The sequence below is a fragment of the Rhodanobacter sp. Root179 genome, assembly GCF_001428465.1.
In the GTDB taxonomy this organism is placed as follows: Bacteria; Pseudomonadota; Gammaproteobacteria; order Xanthomonadales; family Rhodanobacteraceae; genus Rhodanobacter.
Map to the genome: position 1 here is coordinate 288,435 of NZ_LMHR01000088.1, position 20,875 is coordinate 309,309.

Below are 20,875 nucleotides of genomic sequence, written 5' to 3' on the forward strand. Positions count from 1 at the left end.
GGAAGGGATGCTTGAGCTCATCCGTGTCACGTTGAAGTCGCGGTTACCGGTCGGTTTTCAAGCCCGACGGGCCGCTGATACGGATGACTGGGGAGAATCCCCATGATTATAGCCTTTGGGTGCTGCGACGCGGCAAGCTGCGAACGGCCTGGAACGGCCCGTGCGGGGGCTTCTCAGACCAAGGTCGTAGCCCGTTTCCGGCGCGGCCAGCGGTTTTCATGCGGTTTGCGCCGCGTCGCGGCTGGCCAGGCAGGGCGATCCCGGGCCAGCTGCGGTTCAGTCCGTCTGGCCCAGTCCGATTGAGTCAGTCCGATTGAGCCAGTCCGATTGAGTCAGTCCGCTCAGATATTCAGCGCCTGCAGCTCGCTGGCCCGTTCGGCACGCTCCCACACTTCGTCGAAGTGCTGTTGCAGCGGCGCCTGGCTGGCGCGGTCGTGACGGGCGGCGCGGCCCTGGGGGCGCGCCGCCTCGGGCAGGAACAGATAGCCGCCGGCGTCGTTGAGCAGATAGGACGCGAGGTAGGCCAGGTCGACCTCATCGACCGGCGTGCGGATCTGGATCGCGCTGGGCAGGCGTTGCGCCAGGGCGATCAGTCGATGGTCACCGCGCAGCGCGGCGGCCGGATCGTGCAGCAGGATGCGGATCTGCGCCCCGCGGCCGGAGATCGCGATGCGTCGCAGCTCGGCCAGTTCGTCCGGGCTGGCGTAGGCATCGCTGCCCAGCAGGGGCAGGTGGATGTCCAGCCGATGGCGGGCATCGGCCAGCAGTTGCAGGCGCGTCGCCGCGGTCTCGCCGCGCGTGCCGGCAGCGAGCGTGCCGATGTCGGGCAGTGCTGCCGGCACGTCGTCCGCTGCTGGCAGGGCCAGGCGCATCGCCTGATGGGGCAGGCCGGCGTCCTCGAAGGTCTCACCGAACGCCGCGAAGCCTTCGCGCTCGTAGAAACCCTGGGCGCTGACCTGGGCATCCAGCTTCACCTCCGGCCAGCCCTGGCTGCGGGCCCGGGAAATCATCTCGCGCAACAGCGCCTGGCCGACGCCACGACCGCGCCAGTCGCGCAGCACGGCCATGCGACCGATCTTGTGCTGCGGGGTGAGCCGGCCGCAGCCGATCGGCTGGCCATGCTCGTCGCGCGCCAGCAGGTGCCAGCAGTCCACATCGAGTCCGTCGCGCTCGCGCTGCTCGGGCACGCCCTGTTCGTGGATGAACACGGTTTCGCGCAGGTCGAGCAGGGCGGTTTGCTGGTCGGGGTTCGACCAGTCGGCGATCTCGATGTGGAAGTCCTGCAGTTTCATCGGTGCGTGCTCAGCGACGTTGGCGGGATTTGCGCACGATCAGGTGACCATCGTTGACCAGCGCCAGCAGCAGCTTGCGTTCGGCGACGCCGATCTTCCTGGCGGGGGTATGGCTGCGCTGCTCGCACAATGCCTGCGCCAGCGCCGGCGTGGCCGGGTAGGCGGCGCCGCTGACATACAGCGTGCAGGTCGACTTGTCGCGGTGCCAGGCCAGCCGCGACCACGGGTGACGCAGCAGTTGCGCGCCGCCGTCGAGTTGCTTGAGGAAGGTCTCGATGCTCAATGGCTTGTCCAGCGGCGCCGGGATCTGCGCGTTGCGGTAGCGCGTGATGAAACGGCCGAACCAGTCGTGCAGCAGATCGTCGCGCAGGGCCGCGGCGAACGGCAGCGTGCTCTTCAGGCGCTCCAGCGCGGCGCGGTCTATCTCGCCGGTGGCCCTGGCCGGTTTCAGGTCCGGGTCGGCGTAGCGCAGCTCGTCCGGCAACTGTTCGGCGATGTAGTCGGCCAGGTCGCCGGTCAGCTCCGCCTGCGACGGCGCGCGCATGCCAACCGAAAATGTCATGCACGGACCGCCGAATGCCACGCCGTCGTGCGGTACGCCTGGCGGCAGGTACAGGATGTCGCCGGCGTCGAGCAGCCATTCGTGGGTCGGTTCGAACTGCGCCAGCTGCTTCAGTTCCACGTCGGGGCGGAAGGCCTTCGGCGCCAGCGGATCATCGCTGATCGCCCAGTGGCGCTGGCCCAGGCCCTGGATCAGGAACACGTCGTACTGGTCGACGTGCGCGCCGACGCCGCCGCCCGGTTCGGCGTAGGACACCATCACGTCGTCCATCCGCCAGCTGGGCAGGAAGCTGAAGTGCTGCAGCAGGCCGGCCACGTCCGCGTCCCACTTGTCGACATCCTGCACCAGCAACGTCCAGTTGCTGTCGGGAGTATTCGCGAAATCCGCCTCGCCGAGCGGACCGGGATGGACGTGCCATTGGTCGCGTTTTTCGTCATGCACGATCAACCGGGCCAGAGCGGCAGGCTCGCAAGCCAGGCCGGCCAGATCGTCCGGCTGCAGCGGCGGCTGGAAATCGGGAAACGCCTGGCGGATCAGTAGCGGACGCTTCTGCCAGTAGTCGCGGAGGAAACGGGCGGGCGACATGCCCAGTGGCTGCCGGGCTGAGCCGCGGACTTCGATGGGGAAAACGGTGGGCTTGGTCATGCCGCCATTGTAGCCGCGGGCGAGGGTGGATCAGCGCAGGGCCTGGGCCACGCCATGCAGTCCCAGTCCGAGCACGGCGGTCGCCGCCAGCAGGGTTGCCGCCCGTGGCGGCAGACGCCGGGTGAGCACGGCGCCCAGCGGCGCGGCGACGACGCCGCCCACGATCAGCCCGAGCACCGCGACGCCATGGCTGGCACCGACATGCCACAGGAAGCTGACGCTGGCCGCGGCGCTGACCGCGCACTTGGCCAGGTGCACCGTGCCGATCACCATGCGCGGGGTGGCGCCCCGGGCGACCAGGGCGGTCACCGTGATCGCGCTCCAGCCGCCGCCGGCGACGGCGTCGGCAAAGCCCGCGACCAGGCCCAGCGGTCGCGTCGCCGACGGGATGCGGTCATCGTGCTCGCCCGGTGCTCGCCCGCCGCGCAGCAACAGGCACAGGCCCATGCCGAGCAGGTAGGGCGTCAGCGCCATCCGCATCCATGCTGCCGGCACGTGGCTGAGCACCAGCGCGCCGATCACCGCGCCAGCCACGCCCGGTAGCGCCAGGGCCCAGAACAACCTTCGTCGCACGTTGCCCGCAGCCAGATGGCTGAGGCCCGAAGCGCCACAGGTGAAGGTCTCCGCGTAATGCACGCTGGCGCTGGCCACCACCGGCGGCAGGCCGAGGCCCAGCAGCATGCTTGCCGCCGTGATGCCGTAGGCCATGCCCAGGGCGCCGTCGATCAGCTGGGCCAGCGCGCCCACGGCGGCAAAGGTGATGAATTCGGAGAATGCTGGCATGTGTCCGGGGCGCCTGGCGGGTCGGCGAAGTATTGGCGGTGGCCGTCGGGCGCGGAAATAAGCCGTCGGCATATGTACATGGCAAGGCATCCTTTCACGGTTATGCGATGGAGCAATACTTTGGATGTCCAGACGTATGGACGTCCAAACGAGATGGTCGTGAATTCAGTCGTCGCCAGAAACATCGCCGATGCCGAGCCGCCCGCGGACAGGCTTGCCCTGCTGACCAGAGGGCTGGACGGACTGGGCGCGGCCCAGCTGTACTGGGTGGCCGCCTGGGCGGCCGTGCAGGCAGGGCAGCTCCAGCGCCAAGGGGCGGCGGCGCCCGTCCCGGCGGCGCAGGCGGGCGAGCGGCTGACCATCCTCTACGGCAGCCAGACCGGCAACGCCCGGCGCATCGCCACGGCGCTGGCCAGTCGCAGCGAGGCGCTGGGCCTGCCGGTGCGGCTGCTGCGCGCCGACGCCTACCCGCAGCGGGAACTGGCGCAGGAGCGTCACCTGCTGGTGGTGGTCAGCACCCAGGGCGACGGCGAGCCGCCGGATGACACGCGTGGCCTGTTCGAGTTCATCACCGGCAAGCGGGCGCCGAAATTGCCGGCGCTGCAGTTCGCCGTGCTGGGGCTTGGCGATTCCAGCTATCCGCAGTTCTGCACGATCGGGCGCCAGCTGGACGAGCGGCTGGCGGCGCTGGGCGCCAGCCGCCTGCATCCCTTCGGCGAAGCCGACCTGGAGTTCGAACTGGTCGCCGAACCCTGGTCGGAGCAGGTGGTGGAGCGCACCCGTGATGTGCTCAAGCAGGTCACGGCACCCGGGCGGGTGACGCCGTTGCATGTGGTGCCGCCAGCCAGCACGCATTCCCGCGAACAACCGTTCAGCGCGGTGGTGCTGGCCAACCAGCGCATCGTCAGCCGGGACAGCACCCGCGACATCCGCCACCTGGAGCTGTCGCTGGAAGGCTCCGGCCTGCGCTACCAGCCGGGTGATGCGCTGGGCGTGTGGCCGCGCAATCCGCCGGCGCTGGTGGCGCAATGGCTCGACCTCCTGCAGCTCGATGGCGCCGGCGAAGTGAGCTGGAAGCATCGCCGTCAGCCGTTGCGGCAGTGGCTGGAGCGCGATTGCGAACTCACCCGCCTGCATCGCGGCTTCATCACGGCGCTGGCCGCTACCAGCGGGCACGCCGAACTGGCCGGGCTGCTGCGGCCGGAAAACGCGGCCCGGCTGGCCGCGGTGCTGGCCGACGACCAGCCCATCGACCTGCTGCGCCGCCATCCCGCGACCTGGCAACCCGAAGCCCTGCTGGCGGCTTTGCGGCCGCTGGCGCCGCGGCTGTACTCGATCGCCTCCAGCCCGGCGGCCGTGGGCGAGGAGGTGCACCTGACCGTGGCCGTGGTCGATTACGAAGCCGATGGCCATGCCCACTGGGGCGCAGCCTCCAGCCTGCTGGCCGCCAGCGGCGAGGACGCCCGGCTGGAGGTCTTCATCGAGCCGAACGAGCGCTTCCGGCTGCCGGCCGACGACGCGCGCGACATCATCATGATCGGCCCCGGTACCGGCGTGGCCCCGTTCCGCGCCTTCGTGCAGGAACGCCGCGAGCGCGGGGGCAGTGGCCGCAACTGGCTGTTCTTCGGCAACCGTCATTTCGCCAGCGACTTCCTCTATCAGGTGGAATGGCAGCAGGCGTTGACGGATGGCGCGCTGCACCGGCTCGATCTGGCGTTCTCGCGGGATGACGCTCTTCCTGAAAGTCCGCACAAGGATGTGCGGGGTGTTGCGAGGGATTCGCATAAAACCTACGTGCAGGATCGTCTGCGCCAGCGTGGCGCCGATCTGTACGCCTGGCTCGATGGCGGCGCACATCTCTATGTCTGCGGCGACGCGAAACACATGGCGCGCGACGTGCACGCCGCCCTGATCGAGGTGGCCGTGGCCCACGGCGGTCATTCCGCCGAATCCGCCGAGGCTTGGCTGGGCGAGCTGCTGCAGCAGGGTCGCTACGCCCGTGACGTCTATTAGTTGATGCGCTCGCCCCTGGAAGCTCGAGCCAGGAAACGGCCGGCCATGGCCGCACTCTTCAGAAAAAGAATGTTCCAATGCTTTCCCATCTCGAAAAAATCAAGGCTGAAAGCCGCTTCCTGCGGGGTGGCATCGCCGAGGGCCTGGCCGATCCGGTCACCGGCGCGATCAGCGACGACGACACCAAGCTGCTGAAATTCCACGGCAGCTACCAGCAGGACGACCGCGACCTGCGCGAGGAGCGTCGCCGGCAGAAGCTGGAGCCGGCCTACGCCTTCATGTTGCGCGCGCGCCTGCCCAGCGGCGTGGTGACACCGGCGCAGTGGCTGGTGTTCGATCGCATCGCCCGCGAGTACGCCAGCGACTCGCTGCGCATCACCACGCGGCAGACCTTCCAGTGGCACGGCATCATCAAGCGCCAGCTGAAGCCGACCATCGCCGCGATCCACGCGGCGCTGGCCAGCACCATCGCCGCCTGCGGCGACGTGGTGCGCAACGTGGTCAGCACGGCCAACCCGGTCGAGTCCGCCGCGCACGCCGAGGCGTACGCCTGGGCCACGCGGCTGTCCGCCGAGCTGGCGCCGAAGACGCGGGCGTACCACGAGATATGGCTGGACGGCGAGCAGCTGGCAGGCGCGCCGGAGGTCGAGCCGCTGTACGGCGCGACCTATCTGCCGCGCAAATTCAAGATCGGCCTGGCGATCCCGCCGCTCAACGACATCGACGTGTTCGCCCAGGACCTGGGCCTGATCGCGATCATCGAGCAGGGCGTGTTGCGTGGCTTCAACATCGCCATCGGCGGCGGCATGGGCGCCACCCACGGCGACGCCAGCACCTATCCGCGGCTGGCCAGCGTGATCGGCTTCGTCGCGCCCGAACAGTTGTTCGAGGTCGCCGAGACGGTGATCGGCGTGCAGCGTGACTGGGGCGACCGCGCCGAGCGCAAGCATGCGCGACTGAAATACACGCTGGACCGGCACGGCCTGGACACGTTCACGGCGGAACTGGCATCGCGGCTGGGTTATGCGCTGGCTCCGCCGCGCGAGCACCGCTTCGAGCACAACGGCGACCGCTATGGCTGGGTCGAGGGACACGATGGCCGCTGGCATCTCACCTTGCACATCGAGTCCGGCCGGCTTGCCGACACCGGTGACCGGCGCTGGCTCAGCGGCCTGCGCGAACTGGCAAAGGTGCACGCGGGCGACTTCCGCCTGACCTGCAACCAGAACGTGATCATCGCCAACGTGCCGGCCGCCGAGCGTTCGCGCATCGATGCGATCGTGCACGCGCATGGCCTTGGCGAATACCGCGCGCAGAGCGGCATCCGCCGTCATGCGATCGCCTGCGTGGCCTTGCCCACCTGCGGCCTGGCGATGGCCGAGAGCGAACGCTACCTGCCGGCGCTGCTGCCGAAGCTGGAATTGCTGCTGGCCCGACACGGCCTGGCTGACGCGCCGATCCTGCTGCGCCTGTCCGGCTGCCCCAACGGTTGCTCGCGGCCTTATCTGGGCGAGATCGCCCTGGTCGGGCGCGGGCCGGGTCGCTACGACCTGCGCCTGGCTGCCGACTTCAGCGGCCAGCGCCTGAACCAGGTGTATCGGGAGAACATCGACGAGGCGACGATCCTCGACGCGCTCGATCCGCTGTTTGCGCGCTACGCGAATGAACGGGGCGAGGGCGAGGGTTTCGGCGATTTCCTGCTGCGCGCCGGCATCGTAGCGGCGGTGAAGCCACGGCATATTCCGCTGGCGGTGCTGGCATGAGCGCGGTGCTGGCCGCGGCCGTCTCGGCCGAACCGCAGGCATTGGCGGAACTGAATGCACGGTTCGCCACGCTCGACGCCGAGCAGCGCGTGGCGTGGGTGTTCGAACACATTCCGGGCGAACACGTGCTGTCGTCGAGCTTCGGCGCACAGGCGGCGGTATCGCTGCACCTGCTGACCCGCCAGCGCGCCCGCCTGCCGGTGGTGCTGATCGACACCGGCTACCTGTTTCCCGAAACCTACCGCTTCGTCGACGAATTGACCGAACGGCTCGCGCTGAACCTCAGGGTCTATCGCGCACCGCTCAGTCCGGCCTGGATGGAGGCGCGCCACGGACGGCTGTGGGAGCAGGGCGTGCCCGGGCTGGACCAGTACAACCGCCTGCGCAAGGTCGAGCCGATGCAGCGGGCGCTGGCCGAACTGGGCGCGACCGGCTGGTTTGCCGGCCTGCGCCGGGGACAGTCGCGCAGCCGCCAGGCGATCGACTTCGTCGAGCATCGCCAGGGCCGCTGGAAGTTCCACCCGCTGGCGGACTGGAGCGACCGCGACATCGGCCAGTACCTGGCGCGCCACCAGCTGCCTTACCACCCGTTGTGGCAGCGCGGCTACGTCTCCATTGGCGACACCCACACCAGCCATCGCTGGGAGCCCGGCATGGACGCCGAGGACACCCGCTTCTTCGGACTCAAGCGCGAATGCGGACTGCACGGCATCGCGTAAGCCACTTGCCGTCGCCTCGCGACGGCCTTCTCGCCACCTACTGGAAACTCGCCAACATGAGCCACTCCGCGCTTGCGCCCACTCCTGAAGCCGCTCCCGACGACGCCCTGATCGCCCCCCATGGCGGCGCGCTGAAGGAGCTCTATCTACCGCCAGCCGAAGCCGAAGCGCTGAAGCAGCGCAGCACGCAATTGCCCGGCGTCGACCTGGACACGCGCCAGTTGTGCGATCTCGAATTGCTGCTCAGCGGCGCGTTTTCGCCGCTGGAAGGTTTCCTCGGCCGCCGCGACTACGATCGCGTGGTGGAGGAACTGCGCCTGGAAGACGGCACCTTGTGGCCGATCCCGATCACCCTCGATGTCGGCGAGGAATTCGCGGCCAACCTGGTGGTCGGCGACGAGGTCGCGCTGCGCGACAGCCAGGGCGTGCCGCTGGCGGTGCTGGAGGTGAGCGACATCTACTGGCCCGATCGCCTGCACGAGGCGAAGCAGGTATTCGGCAGCACCGATCGGCTGCATCCGGGCGTCGCCGAACTGCTGGAACGCACTCGGCCGGTCGCACTGGGCGGCCGCCTGCGCGGCATCCAGCGTCCTGCGCACCACGATTTCGGCGAACTGCGCGACACTCCGCGCAGCCTGCGCGCGTGGTTCGCCGAGCATGGCTGGAGCCGCATCGTGGCGTTCCAGACCCGCAACCCGATGCATCGCGCCCACCGCGAACTGACCCTGCGCGCCGCGCGGCAGGTCGGCGCGAAGTTGCTGATCCAGCCCTCGGTCGGCCGCACCAAGCCGGGCGACGTCGATCACTACACCCGCGTGCGCTGCATCCGCGCCTTGCTGCCGCACTACCCGGCCGACAGCGTGAAGTTGTCGCTGCTGCCGCTGGCGATGCGCATGGGTGGCCCGCGCGAGGCGCTGTGGCACGCGATCATCCGCAAGAACTACGGCGCCAGTCATTTCATCGTGGGCCGCGATCATGCCGGTCCCGGCAAGGATTCGAATGGACGTCCGTTCTACGGCCCGTTCGAGGCGCAGCAGTTGCTGGAGCGGCACCAGGAGGAACTGGGCATCCGCATCGTGGCGTTCCCCGCGATGGTCTATGCGGCCAACCGCGATACCTACCTGCCGTCCACCGAAGTCGCCGAAGCCGACGAGGTGCGCGACATCTCCGGCACCGAATTGCGCAGGCACCTGCATGAAGGCAGCGAGATCCCCGCGTGGTTCAGCTTCCCCGAGGTGGTGAAGATCCTGCGCGAACGTCATCCGGTGCACCAGCCGCGCGGCTTCGCGCTGTTCTTCACCGGGCTGTCCGGCGCCGGCAAGTCGACCATCGCCCAGGCGGTGATCGCCCAGTTGCTGGAGCACACCAGTCGCCCGGTCACCGTGCTCGACGGCGACGAAGTGCGCAAGCACCTGTCGCGCGGGCTGGGTTTCTCGCGCGAGGATCGCGCCGCCAACGTCACCCGCATCGGCTACGTGGCCAGCGAGATCGTGCGTCACGGCGGCATCGCGGTATGCGCGCCGATCGCGCCGTATGCCGACGCGCGGGCCGAGTCGCGGGCGCTGGTCGAGGCGCATGGCGACTTCATCGAGATCCACGTCGCCACCGCGCTGGAGGTGTGCGAGGCGCGCGATCGCAAGGGGCTCTACGCCCAGGCACGCGCCGGCAAGATCGCCAGCTTCACCGGCATCAGCGACCCGTATGAGGTGCCCGAGCAGCCGGAGCTGCGCATCGATGGCCAGGCCGCCGAGCCGGCAGCGCTGGCCCGCCAGGTGCTGGCCCTGTTGCGCAACAAGGGCCTGCTCGACGATTGATGACGCCTTGCGGGGCGGGCGTCGCGCGCCGGCCAGGCTCAGGCGGCGAGCGTGGCCTGCCGGCGCTCCCGCCAGTGCGGCACCCCGGTCCATTCGCCGGCGGCGGTGTCGCCGGCCAGTACCCGCGCCACGTCGCGGCGGTCGAGATGCGGCGCGAACTGCGTGACGAACTCCAGCACGTACTCGCGCAGCACGCTCTCGCGACGCAGCACGATCCAGGTCGTGCATTGCGGAAACAGGTGATCGGCCGGCAGCACGGCCAGGTCGGTGTCGGCCGGCAGCATCGCCATCTCGGCCAGCACGCCGATGCCGAGCCCGGTGCGCACGTAGGTCTTGATCAGGTCGGCATCGCCGGCGGTCATCGCGACATGCGGCTGCAGCTGGCGCGCCTCGAACGCGCGGCGCAGCGAGGAGTCGGCCTTGACGGAAGAGTCGTAGCTGACCAGTGGGAGTTTCGCCAGGGCGTCCAGCGAAGGCGGCTGGCCGCTGGTGGCCAGCGGATGCTCCCGCGGCGCAAGGATCACCCGATGCCAGCGATAGGCCGGCAGCGCGATGCCGCTGCCGGGCGGCGCGCCGGCCGTGCTGATCACCGCCAGATCGACCCGGCCCGCTTCCAGTTGCGCCAGCACCTCGCTGTCGCGGCCCGGCTGCAGGTGCACGCTGACTCGCGGATAGCTCTGGCTGAGCATGCCGATCGCGGCGGGCAGGGCGAAGCGGGCCTGGGTGTGGGTGGTGGCGATGCGCAGCTCGCCGTGCGCCTCGTTGCGCAGGTTGGCGGCGATCGAGCGGATGTTGGCCGCTTCGGCCAGAATCGTGCGCGCCCGCTCCAGCACCTGCCGGCCGGCATGGGTCACCGTGTCCAGGCTCTTGCCCTTGCGCACGAACAGCTGGAAACCCAGCTCGTCCTCAAGCTGCCGCAGCTGCTTGCTCAGGCCGGGCTGGGTGGCGTGCACGCGTTCCGCGGCCAGGGTGATGTTCAGGCCGGAGTCGGCGATGGCTACCAGGTAGCGCAGTTGGGTCAGGGTCATGGCGAAGTTCTCGTGTACGGTCGGGATCGTGGAGGCGAGGCGCGAACGAAACACGGATACATCGCGTGGCAGCCGGCGTGGTCAGGGCGGGTACAAGGCCGCGGGCCGCCACCGGGGGCAGGGCGTCAGGGGATGCGTGACCTGGACGTGATTTCATGATCAGACGTCTATACGTCCATTTGATGGATTGGTCAAGTTTTTGGCAACATGCCGTGGCGGCATATGCGCGGTGGCGCAAATCATTTGTCGCCGCCGCTGGCGCCCGGATAGCGTGATCGCATCGTCATACCTGCACCGGACGCATCGCATGAAGTTGTATCCCCTGTTCGCCGATCTGTCCCGCCGCGCCGTGCTGGTGGTCGGTGGTGGCCCGGTGGCCGAACGCAAGGTGGCGGCCCTGCTCGGCGCGCAGGCGCAGGTCACAGTGAACGCGCCCACGCTGACGCCGCAGCTGCGGCGGTGGGTGGCCGATGGCCGCGTGGCCCATCGCCACGAATCGTTCCGCGAGAGCTGGCTGGATCGGGTCTGGCTGGTGGTGGCGGCGACCTCGGACGTCGAGCTGAACCGCCTGATCGCGACCTTTGCCGAGCTGCGGCGGATCTTCGTCAACGTGGTGGACGACGCGGCCCTGTCGAGTTTTCACGTGCCGGCCGTGGTCGACCGGTCGCCGCTGACCATCGCCATCTCCAGCGGCGGCGAGGCGCCGATGCTGGCCCGACTGGTGCGCGAGCGGCTGGAGGGCTTGCTGGATCACTCGCTGGGCGCGCTGGCCACGCTGGCGGCCGGCCTGCGCAAGCGCATCCGGGCACGGCATCCGGACATGGCTGCGCGCCGGCGCTTCTACGAGAACCTGTTCACCGGTCCGGTGGCGGGCCTGCTGCGGCAGGGCCGGCCGGAAGCCGCCCGCCAGGCGGTGGAAGCGACGATGCTGGCGCCGCCGGAGGCCCCGGCCGGTTCGGTGGTGCTGGTGGGCGCCGGTCCCGGCGATCCGGGCCTGCTGACCTTGCGGGCGCTGCGCGCGCTGAACGAGGCGGACGTGATCCTGAACGACCGGCTGGTCAGCGCCGAGGTGCTGGAACTGGCCCGGCGCGACGCCGAACGGATCGAGGTCGGCAAGCAGGCCGGCCGCCATCACATCAGCCAGGACGCCATCCACGACCTGCTGCTGCGGCACGCGCGGGCGGGGCGGCGGGTGGTGCGGCTGAAGGGCGGCGACCCCTTCGTGTTCGGTCGCGGCGGTGAGGAACTGGAATTCCTGCGCGCTCACGCCATTCCCTATGAAGTCGTGCCCGGCATCACCGCCGCTGTGGCCTGCGCGGCTTACGCGGGCGTGCCGCTGACCCACCGCCATCACGCGCAATCGGTGCGCCTGGTCACCGCGCATGGCCAGTCGCCGGACCAGTCGCCGGACTGGGCGCTGCTGGCCCAGGAACGGCAGACCCTGGCGGTGTACATGGGCGTGGCCGAACTGGGCGCGCTGCAGGCGGGCCTGCTCGCCCACGGCCGGGCGCCGACCACGCCGTTCGCGCTGATCGAGAATGGCTCGCGCCCGGAGCAGCGCGTGGTCACCGGCACCCTGGCCAACCTGGTCGAGCGTGCCACGTTCCATGCGGTGCGCTCGCCGGCCTTGCTGATCGTGGGCGAAGTGGCTGCGCTGGCGCCTTCGCTGGCCTGGTTCGGCCAGCCGCCACTGGGAGCCACGGTGCATGCCCTCCGCACGCAGGAGCGCCCGTCGGCGGCGCCCGACGTGCTGGCCGCGCTGCATCGCGCCGGATGAACATTTTTGCCGCGACGGGCGCATGATGCCCGTCGACTTTCCTGCCTTAGGAGTCTTGCCATGATCCACAACAGCATTCTCGACACCATCGGCAACACGCCGATCGTCCGCCTCCACCGACTGGCGCCAAAACACGTCGAACTCTATGTGAAGGTGGAGGCCTTCAATCCGGCCGGTTCGGTCAAGGATCGACTGGCGCTGGCGATCATCCTGGACGCCGAACAGCGCGGCGTGCTGAAGCCGGGGCAGACCGTGGTCGAGGCCACTTCGGGCAATACCGGCGTGGCACTGGCCGCGATCTGCGCGGCCCGTGGCTACCCGTTCGTGGCGGTGATGGCCGAGACGTTCTCGATCGAGCGGCGCAAGCTGATCCGCGCCTACGGCGGCAAGGTCGTGCTGACGCCTGCGGCTGCACGGGGCACCGGCATGGTCGACAAGGCGCTGGAGCTGGCACAGAAGCATGGCTGGTTCTTCACCAACCAGTTCGAGAACCCGGCCAACCCGGCCTACCACCGGCAGACCACGGCGCCGGAAATCCTGCGTGACTTCGCCGGGCGCCGGCTGGACTACTTCGTCAGCGGCTGGGGTACCGGCGGCACGCTGACCGGCGTGGGCGAGGTGCTGAAAGTGGCGCGACCGGACGTGCAGGTGGTCGCCACCGAGCCGACCGTGGCTGCCCTGCTGTCAGGCAAGGAATGGCAGCCGCACAAGATCCAGGGCTGGACCCCGGACTTCGTGCCGGCGGTGCTGAATCCGAAGGTGGTGGATCGCATCGTGCTGATCGACGACGTGCTGGCCCGCGACACCTCCCGCGAGCTGGCCCAGCGCGAAGGCATCTTTGCCGGCATTTCCTCGGGCGCCACGCTGGCCGCTGCGCTGGAAGTGGCGAAGGGTGCGCCGGAAGGTTCGGTGCTGCTGGCGATGCTGCCCGATACCGGCGAACGCTACCTGTCGACCTTCCTGTTCGAAGGCGTCAACGAGGGTTCGGACGAGGTCGGGTGATCGGCGGCCGAATCACCCGGGCAGCAGGTTCCATGGCGCGGTGATGCCGCGTGCGGGGCTGGCCGGCGGTGACCTCGTATCCAGTGGTAACCATGGCGACTAACATGAAGGTTCGTCGCGCGCTCGCTACCCGTGCTGCGCGACGCCCCTCGTGTCCCCCATGGAGAAACCGGATGAAGCTGTATTACATGCCTGGCGCCTGCTCGCTCTCGCCGCACATCGTGGCGCTGGAAGCCGGCCTGCCCTTGCAACTGGTCAGGGTCGACGGCAAGACCAAACGCACCGAGAGCGGCGACGACTTCCTGCAGGTCAACCCGAAAGGCTACGTGCCGACGCTGCAGCTGGACGGCGGCGAAGTGCTGACCGAAGGTCCGGCGATCGTGCAGTATCTGGCCGACCAGAACCCGACCAGCGGGCTAGCGCCGGCCAACGGCACGCTGCCGCGCTACCACCTGCAGGAGATGCTCGGCTACATCAACTCCGAGCTGCACAAGACCTACAGCCCGCTGTTCAACCCGGCCACGCCGGAGCCGACGCGGCAGGAACGCAAGGAGTATCTGCGCAAACGTTACGCAACGCTCGATGCCCTGCTGGCGAAGCAGGAGTGGCTGCTGGGCGGGCAATTCACCGCCGCCGACGCCTATCTGTTCACCGTCACCAACTGGGCGAAGCATGTGGACCTGGACCTGTCGGAATTCAGGTCGCTGACCGCGTTCCAGCAACGCGTGGCGGTGCGGCCGATGGTGCAGGCGGCGATGGAAGCCGAGGGTCTGCTCAAGAAGTCGGCGTAACCGGACCACATCCGCAAGGGCCGGCGCCGCGAGGTGCCGGCCTTTTGCATGCGGCAGGTGTCCATTCGCGGCGAATCCGGCGATCGCCGGGCGCCTGCCGGCGGGTAGCGCCAATTGCCGGCGATGGCTTGTGCTACCGCACGGCGCAACCGTAAAATGGTCCGCTTTCGTATAAGGTAATCATCGACTTAGGCGATCACGCCGGTTGATCTGGGGGCGACGGCGGGCCGCGCAGGCGGCTCGCATTGGCTTTGCATATCAGTTGGTTAGGGTCGTTTGACGAGGGTGGCAAGGCGAGAGTGGCGGAATTGGTAGACGCACCAGATTTAGGTTCTGGCGGTTAACCCCGTGGGGGTTCGAGTCCCCCCTTTCGCACCATGCCCCGTTGATTTCCCTTGATTTCCGGGCGACACAGCCGCCATGGCGCCGGTGCGGGCCCACAACATTCAGGTAGTACCAGGAGACGTCATGCAGGTTTCGGTTGAGAACATCGGCTCGCTCGAGCGCAAGCTCACGGTGAAATTTCCGGCGGAGCGGTTTGAGACGCAGGTCAGCGCACGCATCGCGGAAATGGGTCGCACGGTTCGCCTGAAGGGCTTCCGTCCGGGCAAGGTGCCCACCACGGTGATCAAGCAGCGTTTCGGCGACCAGGTTCGCGGCGAGGTTCTGTCCGACCTGATCGGCAGCACGCTGCGTGAAGCCGTGCAGCAGGAAAAGCTGCAGCCGATCGCGAACCCGTCGATCGACACCACGGGCAAGCCGGAAAACGGCGAGATCGCCTACACCGCCACCTTCGAGATCATGCCGGAGTTCCCCCAGGTCGACGTCGCCGCGCTCGAGATCAAGCGCCCCGTGGCCGAGGTCAGCGACGCGGACATCGACAAGATGCTGGAGACCCTGCGCCAGCAGCGTCGCAGTTTCGACGAAGTCGAGCGCGCCTCGGCCGATGGCGACTTCGTGATGTTCGAATATTCCGCCAGCGCGGACGACTACCGTTTCCCTGCCGAAGGCCAGGAACGCGCCGGCAGCGTGCTCGGTTCGGGCACCCTGTTCAAGGCGCTGGACGAAGCGCTGACCGGCCGCAAGAGCGGTGAAAGCTTCGAGACCGACGTGCTGTTCCCGGAGGATTTCCGCAACGATCAGCTGGCCGGGAAGAATGCGAAGGTCAGCTTCAGCATCATCAAGGTGCAGGAACCGAAGCTGCCCGAGATCGACGCCGAATTCGCCAAGCTGTTCGGCATTGCCGACGGCGATCTGGAAACCTTCCGCAAGGAAGTGCGGGCGAACCTGGAGCGCGAACTGAAGGCCGCACTGATGGGCCGCCTGAAGTCCGAAGTGGCCGAGAAGCTGGCGGTGACCCACGCCGAGCTGGACGTGCCGAAGCTGATGGTGCAGTCCGAGGCGCGCAGCATGGCCGCCGGCAGCGTGCCCCAGGGCCAGCAGCCGCCGCCCCAGCTGATCGAGGCCGCCATGCCGGTGGCTCGCCAGCGGGTGATCGCCGGTCTGCTGATGGGCGAAATCGCCCGCAAGCAGGAGATCAAGATTGATCGCAAGCGCGTGGCCGAGCAGCTGGCCGCGATTGCCTCGACCTATGAAGAACCGGAAAAGGTCATTGAACTGTACAACGGCGACCCCCAGTTGATGTCCGGGCTGCAGAATCGCGTGATGGAAGATCAGGTGGCGGAGTGGGTGGCGGAACACGCCACGACCACCCAGCTGGATCTCACGTTCGACGAGGTGATGCGTCCAGTCAGCGCCTGAGCAACCAGGCTGGAAAACCGGCCCGGGCAACCACCCGGGCTCATCAACGGAGAGCTGCAGACATGGCCATGGATACTATCCAGAACCTCAATTTGGTCCCGATGGTCGTCGAGCAGACCGCTCGCGGCGAGCGCTCCTACGACATCTATTCGCGCCTGCTGAAAGAGCGCGTGATCTTCCTGGTGGGCGAGGTCAACGACCAGGTCGCGAACCTGATCGTGGCGCAGATGCTGTTCCTGGAGTCGGAAAATCCGGACAAGGACATCAATTTCTACATCAACAGCCCGGGCGGTGCCGTCACCGCCGGTCTGGCGATCTACGACACCATGCAGTTCATCAAGCCGAACGTCAGCACGATGTGCATCGGCCAGGCCTGCAGCATGGGCTCGTTCCTGCTGATGGCCGGCGCCAAGGGCAAGCGTTTCGCGCTGCCGAACTCGCGCATCATGATCCATCAGCCCTCCGGCGGCGCGCAGGGGCAGGCCACCGACATCGAGATCCAGGCCCGCGAGATCCTTTACATCCGCGAGCGCCTGAACAAGTTGTACGTTGAACACACCGGCCAGCCGCTCGAGAAGATCGAGCTGGACATGGAGCGCGATCGCTTCATGAACGCGGTGGATGCGAAGGCGTATGGCCTGATCGACGAGGTGCTCGACAAGCGCGCTGGCGAAACGGTGAAATCGGCCTGAGTTCCGGTTTCCACACCACGGTCACGAGAGGGGCTCCGCGTCTGCAGGCAGACGCGGAGCCCTGTGTTATTCTCGCGGCGCATCCAGATTTACCAGCGGGACCGAGAGTATGAGTGACGACCGTCAGGGGCGATCCAGCGACAGCGGCAAGATTCTCTATTGCTCTTTCTGTGGCAAGAGCCAGCATGAAGTGCGCAAGCTGATCGCGGGCCCGTCCGTGTTCATCTGCGACGAATGCGTCGAGCTCTGCAACGACATCATCCGCGAGGAACTGGAGGAGAAGGCCGCTTCGGGCCGGACCCAGTTGCCGAAGCCGCGCGAGATCCGCGAATCGCTGGATCAGTACGTGGTCGGCCAGAGCCGCGCCAAGAAGGCGCTCGCCGTCGCGGTGTACAACCATTACAAGCGGATCGAATCGCGCCAGAAGAGCGACGACATCGAACTGGGCAAGTCCAACATCCTGCTGATCGGGCCGACCGGCTCGGGCAAGACGCTGCTGGCCGAAACGCTGGCGCGCCTGCTCAACGTGCCGTTCACGATCGCCGACGCGACCACGCTGACCGAAGCCGGCTACGTGGGCGAGGATGTCGAGAACATCATCCAGAAGCTGTTGCAGAAGTGCGACTACGACGTCGAGAAGGCGCAGTCGGGCATCGTCTACATCGACGAGATCGACAAGATTTCGCGCAAGAGCGAGAACCCGTCGATCACCCGCGACGTTTCCGGCGAAGGCGTGCAGCAGGCATTGCTGAAGCTGATCGAGGGCACCCTGGCCTCGGTGCCGCCGCAGGGCGGTCGCAAGCATCCGCAGCAGGAATTCCTGCAGGTCGACACCAAGAACATCCTGTTCATCTGCGGTGGCGCGTTCTCCGGCCTGGACAAGGTCATCCAGCAGCGCTCCGAGACCACCGGCATCGGTTTTTCCGCCGAAGTGCGCTCCAAGGAGCGCACCGAGAACCTCGGCAAGGTACTGGCCGAAGTCGAGCCGGCCGATCTGGTGCGCTTCGGCCTGATTCCGGAGTTCGTCGGACGCCTGCCCGTGGTGGCCACGCTGGACGAGCTGGACGAAGCGGCGCTGGTGAAGATCCTCACCGAGCCGAAGAACGCAGTGACCAAGCAGTTCAGGAAGCTGTTCGAGATGGAAGAGGTGGAGCTCGAGTTCCGCCCCGAAGCGTTGCAGGCCATTGCCCGCAAGGCGCTCAAGCGCAAGACCGGCGCCCGCGGCCTGCGCACCATCCTGGAGCAGGTGTTGCTGGACACGATGTACGAGCTGCCGTCGCTGGAACACGTCAGCAAGGTGGTGGTGGACGACGCCGTGATCGAAGGGCAGGCCGAGCCCTACCTGATCTACCGCGGCAACCTGCAGCAGCGCGTGGCGGGCGAGGGCGGCGACGCCGCCTGATTCTTCGCGCCCCTGCATCGACGACGGCTCCGGTGGATCTTCCCGGAGCCGTTTCTTTTTCGGCCGACCGCCGACCTTGACTAGGTTGGCCGTCGCCTCCACTTGACGAGTTGGGATGCCCGGCGCAGTGTCGGGTTGAACGCACAATCGACCGAGGGACCCCTCTTTCATGGCCAAGAACGCCCCCCTTCCTGCTGCGCTGGACGCTCTGCCGGTATTGCCGTTGCGTGATGTCGTGGTTTACCCGCACATGGTGATCCCGCTGTTTGTCGGTCGCGACAAATCCATGCGTGCGCTGGAGCGCGCCATGGAGGGCGAGCGGCAGATCCTGCTGGTTGCGCAGAAGAGCCCGGACATCGACGACCCGGAAATTTCCGACCTGCACCAGATCGGCACGCTGGCCGGCGTGCTGCAACTGCTGAAGCTGCCCGATGGCACGGTGAAGGTGCTGGTCGAAGGCCAGTCGCGCGTGTCGGTCGAGGACTTCAAGGAACGGGACGGCATGCTGACCGCGCGTTCGCGCGTGATCGAGCCGGTCTACAACGCGAAGGAGCGCGAGCTCGACGTGGTTTCGCGCACGCTGATCTCGCTGTTCGAGCAACTGGTCAAGCAAAGCCGCAAGTTGCCGCCGGAAGTGCTGGCCAGCCTGTCCGGCGTCGACGATCCCTCGCGGGTCGCCGATTCCATCGCCGCGCACCTGTCCGTGCGCATGGCGGACAAGCAGAAGGTGCTGGAGACCGCGGATGTCGGTCAGCGGCTGGAACTGCTGATCGGCCTGGTCGACGGCGAGATGGACCTGCAGCAGGTGGAGAAGCGCATCCGCGGCCGCGTGAAGTCGCAGATGGAGAAGAGCCAGCGCGAGTATTACCTCAACGAGCAGATGAAGGCGATCCAGAAGGAGCTGGGCGACAGCGAGGATGGCCCCAACGAAGTCGAGGAACTGCAGAAGAAGATCGAGGGCTCGGGCATGCCCAAGCCGGTGCTGGCCAAGGCGCGACAGGAGTTCAACAAGCTCAAGCAGATGTCGCCGATGTCGGCCGAGGCCACCGTGGTGCGCAACTACCTCGACTGGCTGGTCGGCGTGCCGTGGAAGAAGCGCAGCAAGGTGCGCAAGGACCTGCAGCTGGCCCAGGAAGTGCTGGATGCCGATCACTTCGGCTTGGAGAAGGTCAAGGAACGGATCCTCGAATATCTCGCCGTGCAGCAGCGCGTGTCGGTCATGAAGGGGCCGATCCTGTGCCTGGTCGGACCGCCGGGCGTGGGCAAGACGTCGCTGGGCCAGTCGATCGCCAAGGCCACCAACCGGAAGTTCGTCCGCATGAGCCTGGGCGGCGTGCGTGACGAGGCCGAGATCCGCGGGCACCGGCGCACCTATATCGGCTCGATGCCCGGCCGCATCGTGCAGAACATCAACAAGGTCGGCGCGAAGAACCCGCTGTTCGTGCTGGACGAGATCGACAAGATGTCGATGGATTTCCGTGGCGATCCGTCCTCGGCGCTGCTCGAGGTGCTCGACCCGGAACAGAACCACGCGTTCAACGATCACTATCTCGAAGTGGACCTGGACCTGTCCGAGGTGATGTGGATCGCCACCGCCAATTCGCTGAACATTCCAGGTCCCCTGCTGGATCGCATGGAGGTCATTCGCATTCCCGGTTATACCGAGGACGAGAAGCTCGGCATCGCGCAGAAGTACCTGCTGGCCAAGCAGTTGAAGGCGAACGGCCTGAAGCCCGAGGAACTCAGCGTCACCGAGGAAGCGCTGCGCGACATCGTGCGCTACTACACGCGCGAGTCGGGCGTGCGCAACCTGGAGCGTGAGGTTTCCAAGATCTGCCGCAAGGTGGTCAAGGAACTGACCCTGGGGCAGGTCAGGAAAGCCAAGGGCAAGCCTGCGGCCAAGACCGCCAAGGGCAAGGCTAAGGCTGCTCCGGACAAGGTCAAGGTGACATCGGAAAACCTCGACCACTACCTGGGCGTGCGCCGGTTCGATTTCGGTCGCAAGGAATTGCAGAACGAGGTGGGGCTGGTCACCGGCCTGGCCTGGACCCAGGTCGGTGGCGAGCTGCTCAGCATCGAAGCCTCGGTGGTGGCGGGCAAGGGCCGGCTGGTGCACACCGGCCAGCTCGGTGACGTCATGAAGGAGTCGATCCAGGCCGCCTTGTCCGTGGTGCGCGCTCGCGCCGACCAGCTCGGCATCGACCCGGAGTTCCACCAGAAGCTCGACGTGCACATCCACGTGCCGGAAGGCGCCACGCCGAAGGACGGTCCCAGCGCTGGCATCGCGATGTGCACGGCTTTGGTGTCGGTGTTGACCCGGGTGCCGGTGCGCTCCGAAGTCGCGATGACCGGCGAGATCACCTTGCGTGGTCGGGTGCTGCCGATCGGCGGGCTGAAGGAGAAGCTGCTCGCGGCGCACCGTGGCGGCATCACCACGGTGATCATCCCCGAGGACAACAAGAAGGATCTTGCCGACATGCCGGCCAACATCACCTCGTCCATGCAGATCCATCCGGTGCGCTGGATCGACGAGGTGCTGGACATCGCGCTGGAGCGCCCGTTGCAGCCAAGCACGGCAAAGGCTGATGCTCCCGCAGCCGTTTCCGGCGATTCGACGGAAGCCCATTCGCTGACCCACTAGGTTTCGGCATCGGCCGGGTTGAGGAACGCCACGCTCGCGCGTGGCGTTCTTTTGCGTGTTCGCCACCGTTCGGCGAAGTTCGCCCTAGTCGTTCGGTACTTGTTTTGCAAGCGGATCGACAACGGCCAGATCTGGCGAAAACGTTGCTGTGGCTTGTGTTGCGCCTTCCTGCAACGCACTGGTATAAAGG

14 protein-coding genes, 1 tRNA gene and 1 pseudogene are annotated in these 20,875 nt (G+C 67.4%); 12 read left to right on the forward strand and 4 right to left on the reverse strand.

Annotated elements, in window-relative coordinates:
- Positions 1-341 precede the first annotated feature (341 nt).
- From ASD82_RS16465 to ASD82_RS16475, 3 genes are read right to left on the reverse strand one after another with little or no spacing between them, the layout of a single operon-like run.
- Entirely contained in the window at positions 342-1,292 is a 951-nt protein-coding gene (locus ASD82_RS16465; protein WP_056718864.1) for a GNAT family N-acetyltransferase, read from the reverse strand.
- A 10-nt stretch (positions 1,293-1,302) separates the two neighbouring features.
- Complete coding sequence (locus tag ASD82_RS16470) at positions 1,303-2,499, reverse strand: cupin domain-containing protein (protein WP_056718865.1); 1,197 nt, start codon at positions 2,497-2,499, stop codon at positions 1,303-1,305.
- Between the two features lie 30 nt (positions 2,500-2,529).
- Positions 2,530-3,282 carry a sulfite exporter TauE/SafE family protein gene (locus ASD82_RS16475; protein WP_056718866.1) on the reverse strand — a complete coding sequence of 251 codons (753 nt, stop codon included), beginning with the start codon at positions 3,280-3,282 and terminating at the stop codon, positions 2,530-2,532.
- Positions 3,283-3,435: 153 nt separating this feature from the next.
- On the opposite strand from ASD82_RS16475, the gene ASD82_RS16480 reads away from it, so the two are divergent.
- The 4 genes and pseudogenes from ASD82_RS16480 to ASD82_RS16495 all read left to right on the forward strand — a co-directional run bounded on the left by ASD82_RS16480 (position 3,436) and on the right by ASD82_RS16495 (position 9,591).
- A complete protein-coding gene (locus ASD82_RS16480) occupies positions 3,436-5,295 on the forward strand; it encodes an assimilatory sulfite reductase (NADPH) flavoprotein subunit (RefSeq protein WP_056718867.1) in 1,860 nt (619 codons plus the stop codon).
- A gap of 74 nt (positions 5,296-5,369) precedes the next feature.
- Positions 5,370-7,058, forward strand: a pseudogene (cysI, locus tag ASD82_RS16485) (assimilatory sulfite reductase (NADPH) hemoprotein subunit); the annotation flags it as partial.
- Positions 7,055-7,777: a phosphoadenylyl-sulfate reductase gene (locus ASD82_RS16490; RefSeq protein WP_056718869.1), complete on the forward strand. Its 723-nt coding sequence runs from the start codon at positions 7,055-7,057 to the stop codon at positions 7,775-7,777. The pseudogene cysI and the gene ASD82_RS16490, both read left to right, overlap by 4 nt.
- Positions 7,778-7,833: 56 nt before the next feature.
- On the forward strand, positions 7,834-9,591 hold the full coding sequence (locus ASD82_RS16495; RefSeq protein ID WP_056719164.1) for a bifunctional sulfate adenylyltransferase/adenylylsulfate kinase: 1,758 nt from the start codon (positions 7,834-7,836) through the stop codon (positions 9,589-9,591).
- A 38-nt stretch (positions 9,592-9,629) separates the two neighbouring features.
- Here ASD82_RS16495 and ASD82_RS16500 read toward each other — a convergent pair whose 3' ends face one another.
- On the reverse strand, positions 9,630-10,619 hold the full coding sequence (locus tag ASD82_RS16500; RefSeq protein WP_056718870.1) for a LysR substrate-binding domain-containing protein: 990 nt from the start codon (positions 10,617-10,619) through the stop codon (positions 9,630-9,632).
- Positions 10,620-10,926: 307 nt separating this feature from the next.
- Here ASD82_RS16500 and cysG point away from each other — a divergent pair, with 307 nt between their 5' ends.
- From cysG to lon, 8 genes are all read left to right on the forward strand, one after another.
- Positions 10,927-12,396, forward strand: coding sequence for a siroheme synthase CysG (gene cysG / locus ASD82_RS16505; RefSeq protein WP_056718871.1), 1,470 nt, complete (start codon positions 10,927-10,929; stop codon positions 12,394-12,396).
- Between the two features lie 60 nt (positions 12,397-12,456).
- Positions 12,457-13,398, forward strand: a complete 942-nt coding sequence (gene cysK, locus ASD82_RS16510; protein ID WP_056718873.1) for a cysteine synthase A — start codon at positions 12,457-12,459, stop codon at positions 13,396-13,398.
- A 173-nt stretch (positions 13,399-13,571) separates the two neighbouring features.
- Complete coding sequence (gene gstA / locus ASD82_RS16515) at positions 13,572-14,189, forward strand: glutathione transferase GstA (protein WP_056718875.1); 618 nt, start codon at positions 13,572-13,574, stop codon at positions 14,187-14,189.
- A 293-nt stretch (positions 14,190-14,482) separates the two neighbouring features.
- Positions 14,483-14,567: transfer RNA gene (locus tag ASD82_RS16520), tRNA-Leu, on the forward strand.
- A gap of 90 nt (positions 14,568-14,657) precedes the next feature.
- Positions 14,658-15,950 (forward strand): trigger factor, encoded by a 1,293-nt coding sequence (gene tig, locus ASD82_RS16525; protein WP_056718877.1) that lies wholly within the window; start codon positions 14,658-14,660, stop codon positions 15,948-15,950.
- A 68-nt stretch (positions 15,951-16,018) separates the two neighbouring features.
- A complete protein-coding gene (gene clpP / locus ASD82_RS16530; RefSeq protein WP_200950346.1) occupies positions 16,019-16,642 on the forward strand; it encodes an ATP-dependent Clp endopeptidase proteolytic subunit ClpP in 624 nt (207 codons plus the stop codon).
- 109 nt (positions 16,643-16,751) lie between these two features.
- Entirely contained in the window at positions 16,752-18,044 is a 1,293-nt protein-coding gene (gene clpX / locus ASD82_RS16535) for an ATP-dependent Clp protease ATP-binding subunit ClpX (RefSeq protein WP_007805279.1), read from the forward strand.
- A gap of 169 nt (positions 18,045-18,213) precedes the next feature.
- A complete protein-coding gene (gene lon, locus ASD82_RS16540; RefSeq protein WP_056718879.1) occupies positions 18,214-20,685 on the forward strand; it encodes an endopeptidase La in 2,472 nt (823 codons plus the stop codon).
- Positions 20,686-20,875: the final 190 nt, after the last annotated feature.

Excerpts from the sequence above, each read along its gene's own strand:
- ASD82_RS16465 (WP_056718864.1), bottom strand. The coding sequence starts at position 1,292 with ATGAAACTGCAGGACTTCCACATCGAGATCGCCGACTGGTCGAACCCC.
- ASD82_RS16470 (WP_056718865.1), bottom strand. The coding sequence starts at position 2,499 with ATGACCAAGCCCACCGTTTTCCCCATCGAAGTCCGCGGCTCAGCCCGG.
- ASD82_RS16475 (WP_056718866.1), bottom strand. The coding sequence starts at position 3,282 with ATGCCAGCATTCTCCGAATTCATCACCTTTGCCGCCGTGGGCGCGCTG.
- ASD82_RS16480 (WP_056718867.1), top strand. The coding sequence starts at position 3,436 with ATGGTCGTGAATTCAGTCGTCGCCAGAAACATCGCCGATGCCGAGCCG.
- ASD82_RS16490 (WP_056718869.1), top strand. The coding sequence starts at position 7,055 with ATGAGCGCGGTGCTGGCCGCGGCCGTCTCGGCCGAACCGCAGGCATTG.
- ASD82_RS16495 (WP_056719164.1), top strand. The coding sequence starts at position 7,834 with ATGAGCCACTCCGCGCTTGCGCCCACTCCTGAAGCCGCTCCCGACGAC.
- ASD82_RS16500 (WP_056718870.1), bottom strand. The coding sequence starts at position 10,619 with ATGACCCTGACCCAACTGCGCTACCTGGTAGCCATCGCCGACTCCGGC.
- cysG (WP_056718871.1), top strand. The coding sequence starts at position 10,927 with ATGAAGTTGTATCCCCTGTTCGCCGATCTGTCCCGCCGCGCCGTGCTG.
- cysK (WP_056718873.1), top strand. The coding sequence starts at position 12,457 with ATGATCCACAACAGCATTCTCGACACCATCGGCAACACGCCGATCGTC.
- gstA (WP_056718875.1), top strand. The coding sequence starts at position 13,572 with ATGAAGCTGTATTACATGCCTGGCGCCTGCTCGCTCTCGCCGCACATC.
- tig (WP_056718877.1), top strand. The coding sequence starts at position 14,658 with ATGCAGGTTTCGGTTGAGAACATCGGCTCGCTCGAGCGCAAGCTCACG.
- clpP (WP_200950346.1), top strand. The coding sequence starts at position 16,019 with ATGGATACTATCCAGAACCTCAATTTGGTCCCGATGGTCGTCGAGCAG.
- clpX (WP_007805279.1), top strand. The coding sequence starts at position 16,752 with ATGAGTGACGACCGTCAGGGGCGATCCAGCGACAGCGGCAAGATTCTC.
- lon (WP_056718879.1), top strand. The coding sequence starts at position 18,214 with ATGGCCAAGAACGCCCCCCTTCCTGCTGCGCTGGACGCTCTGCCGGTA.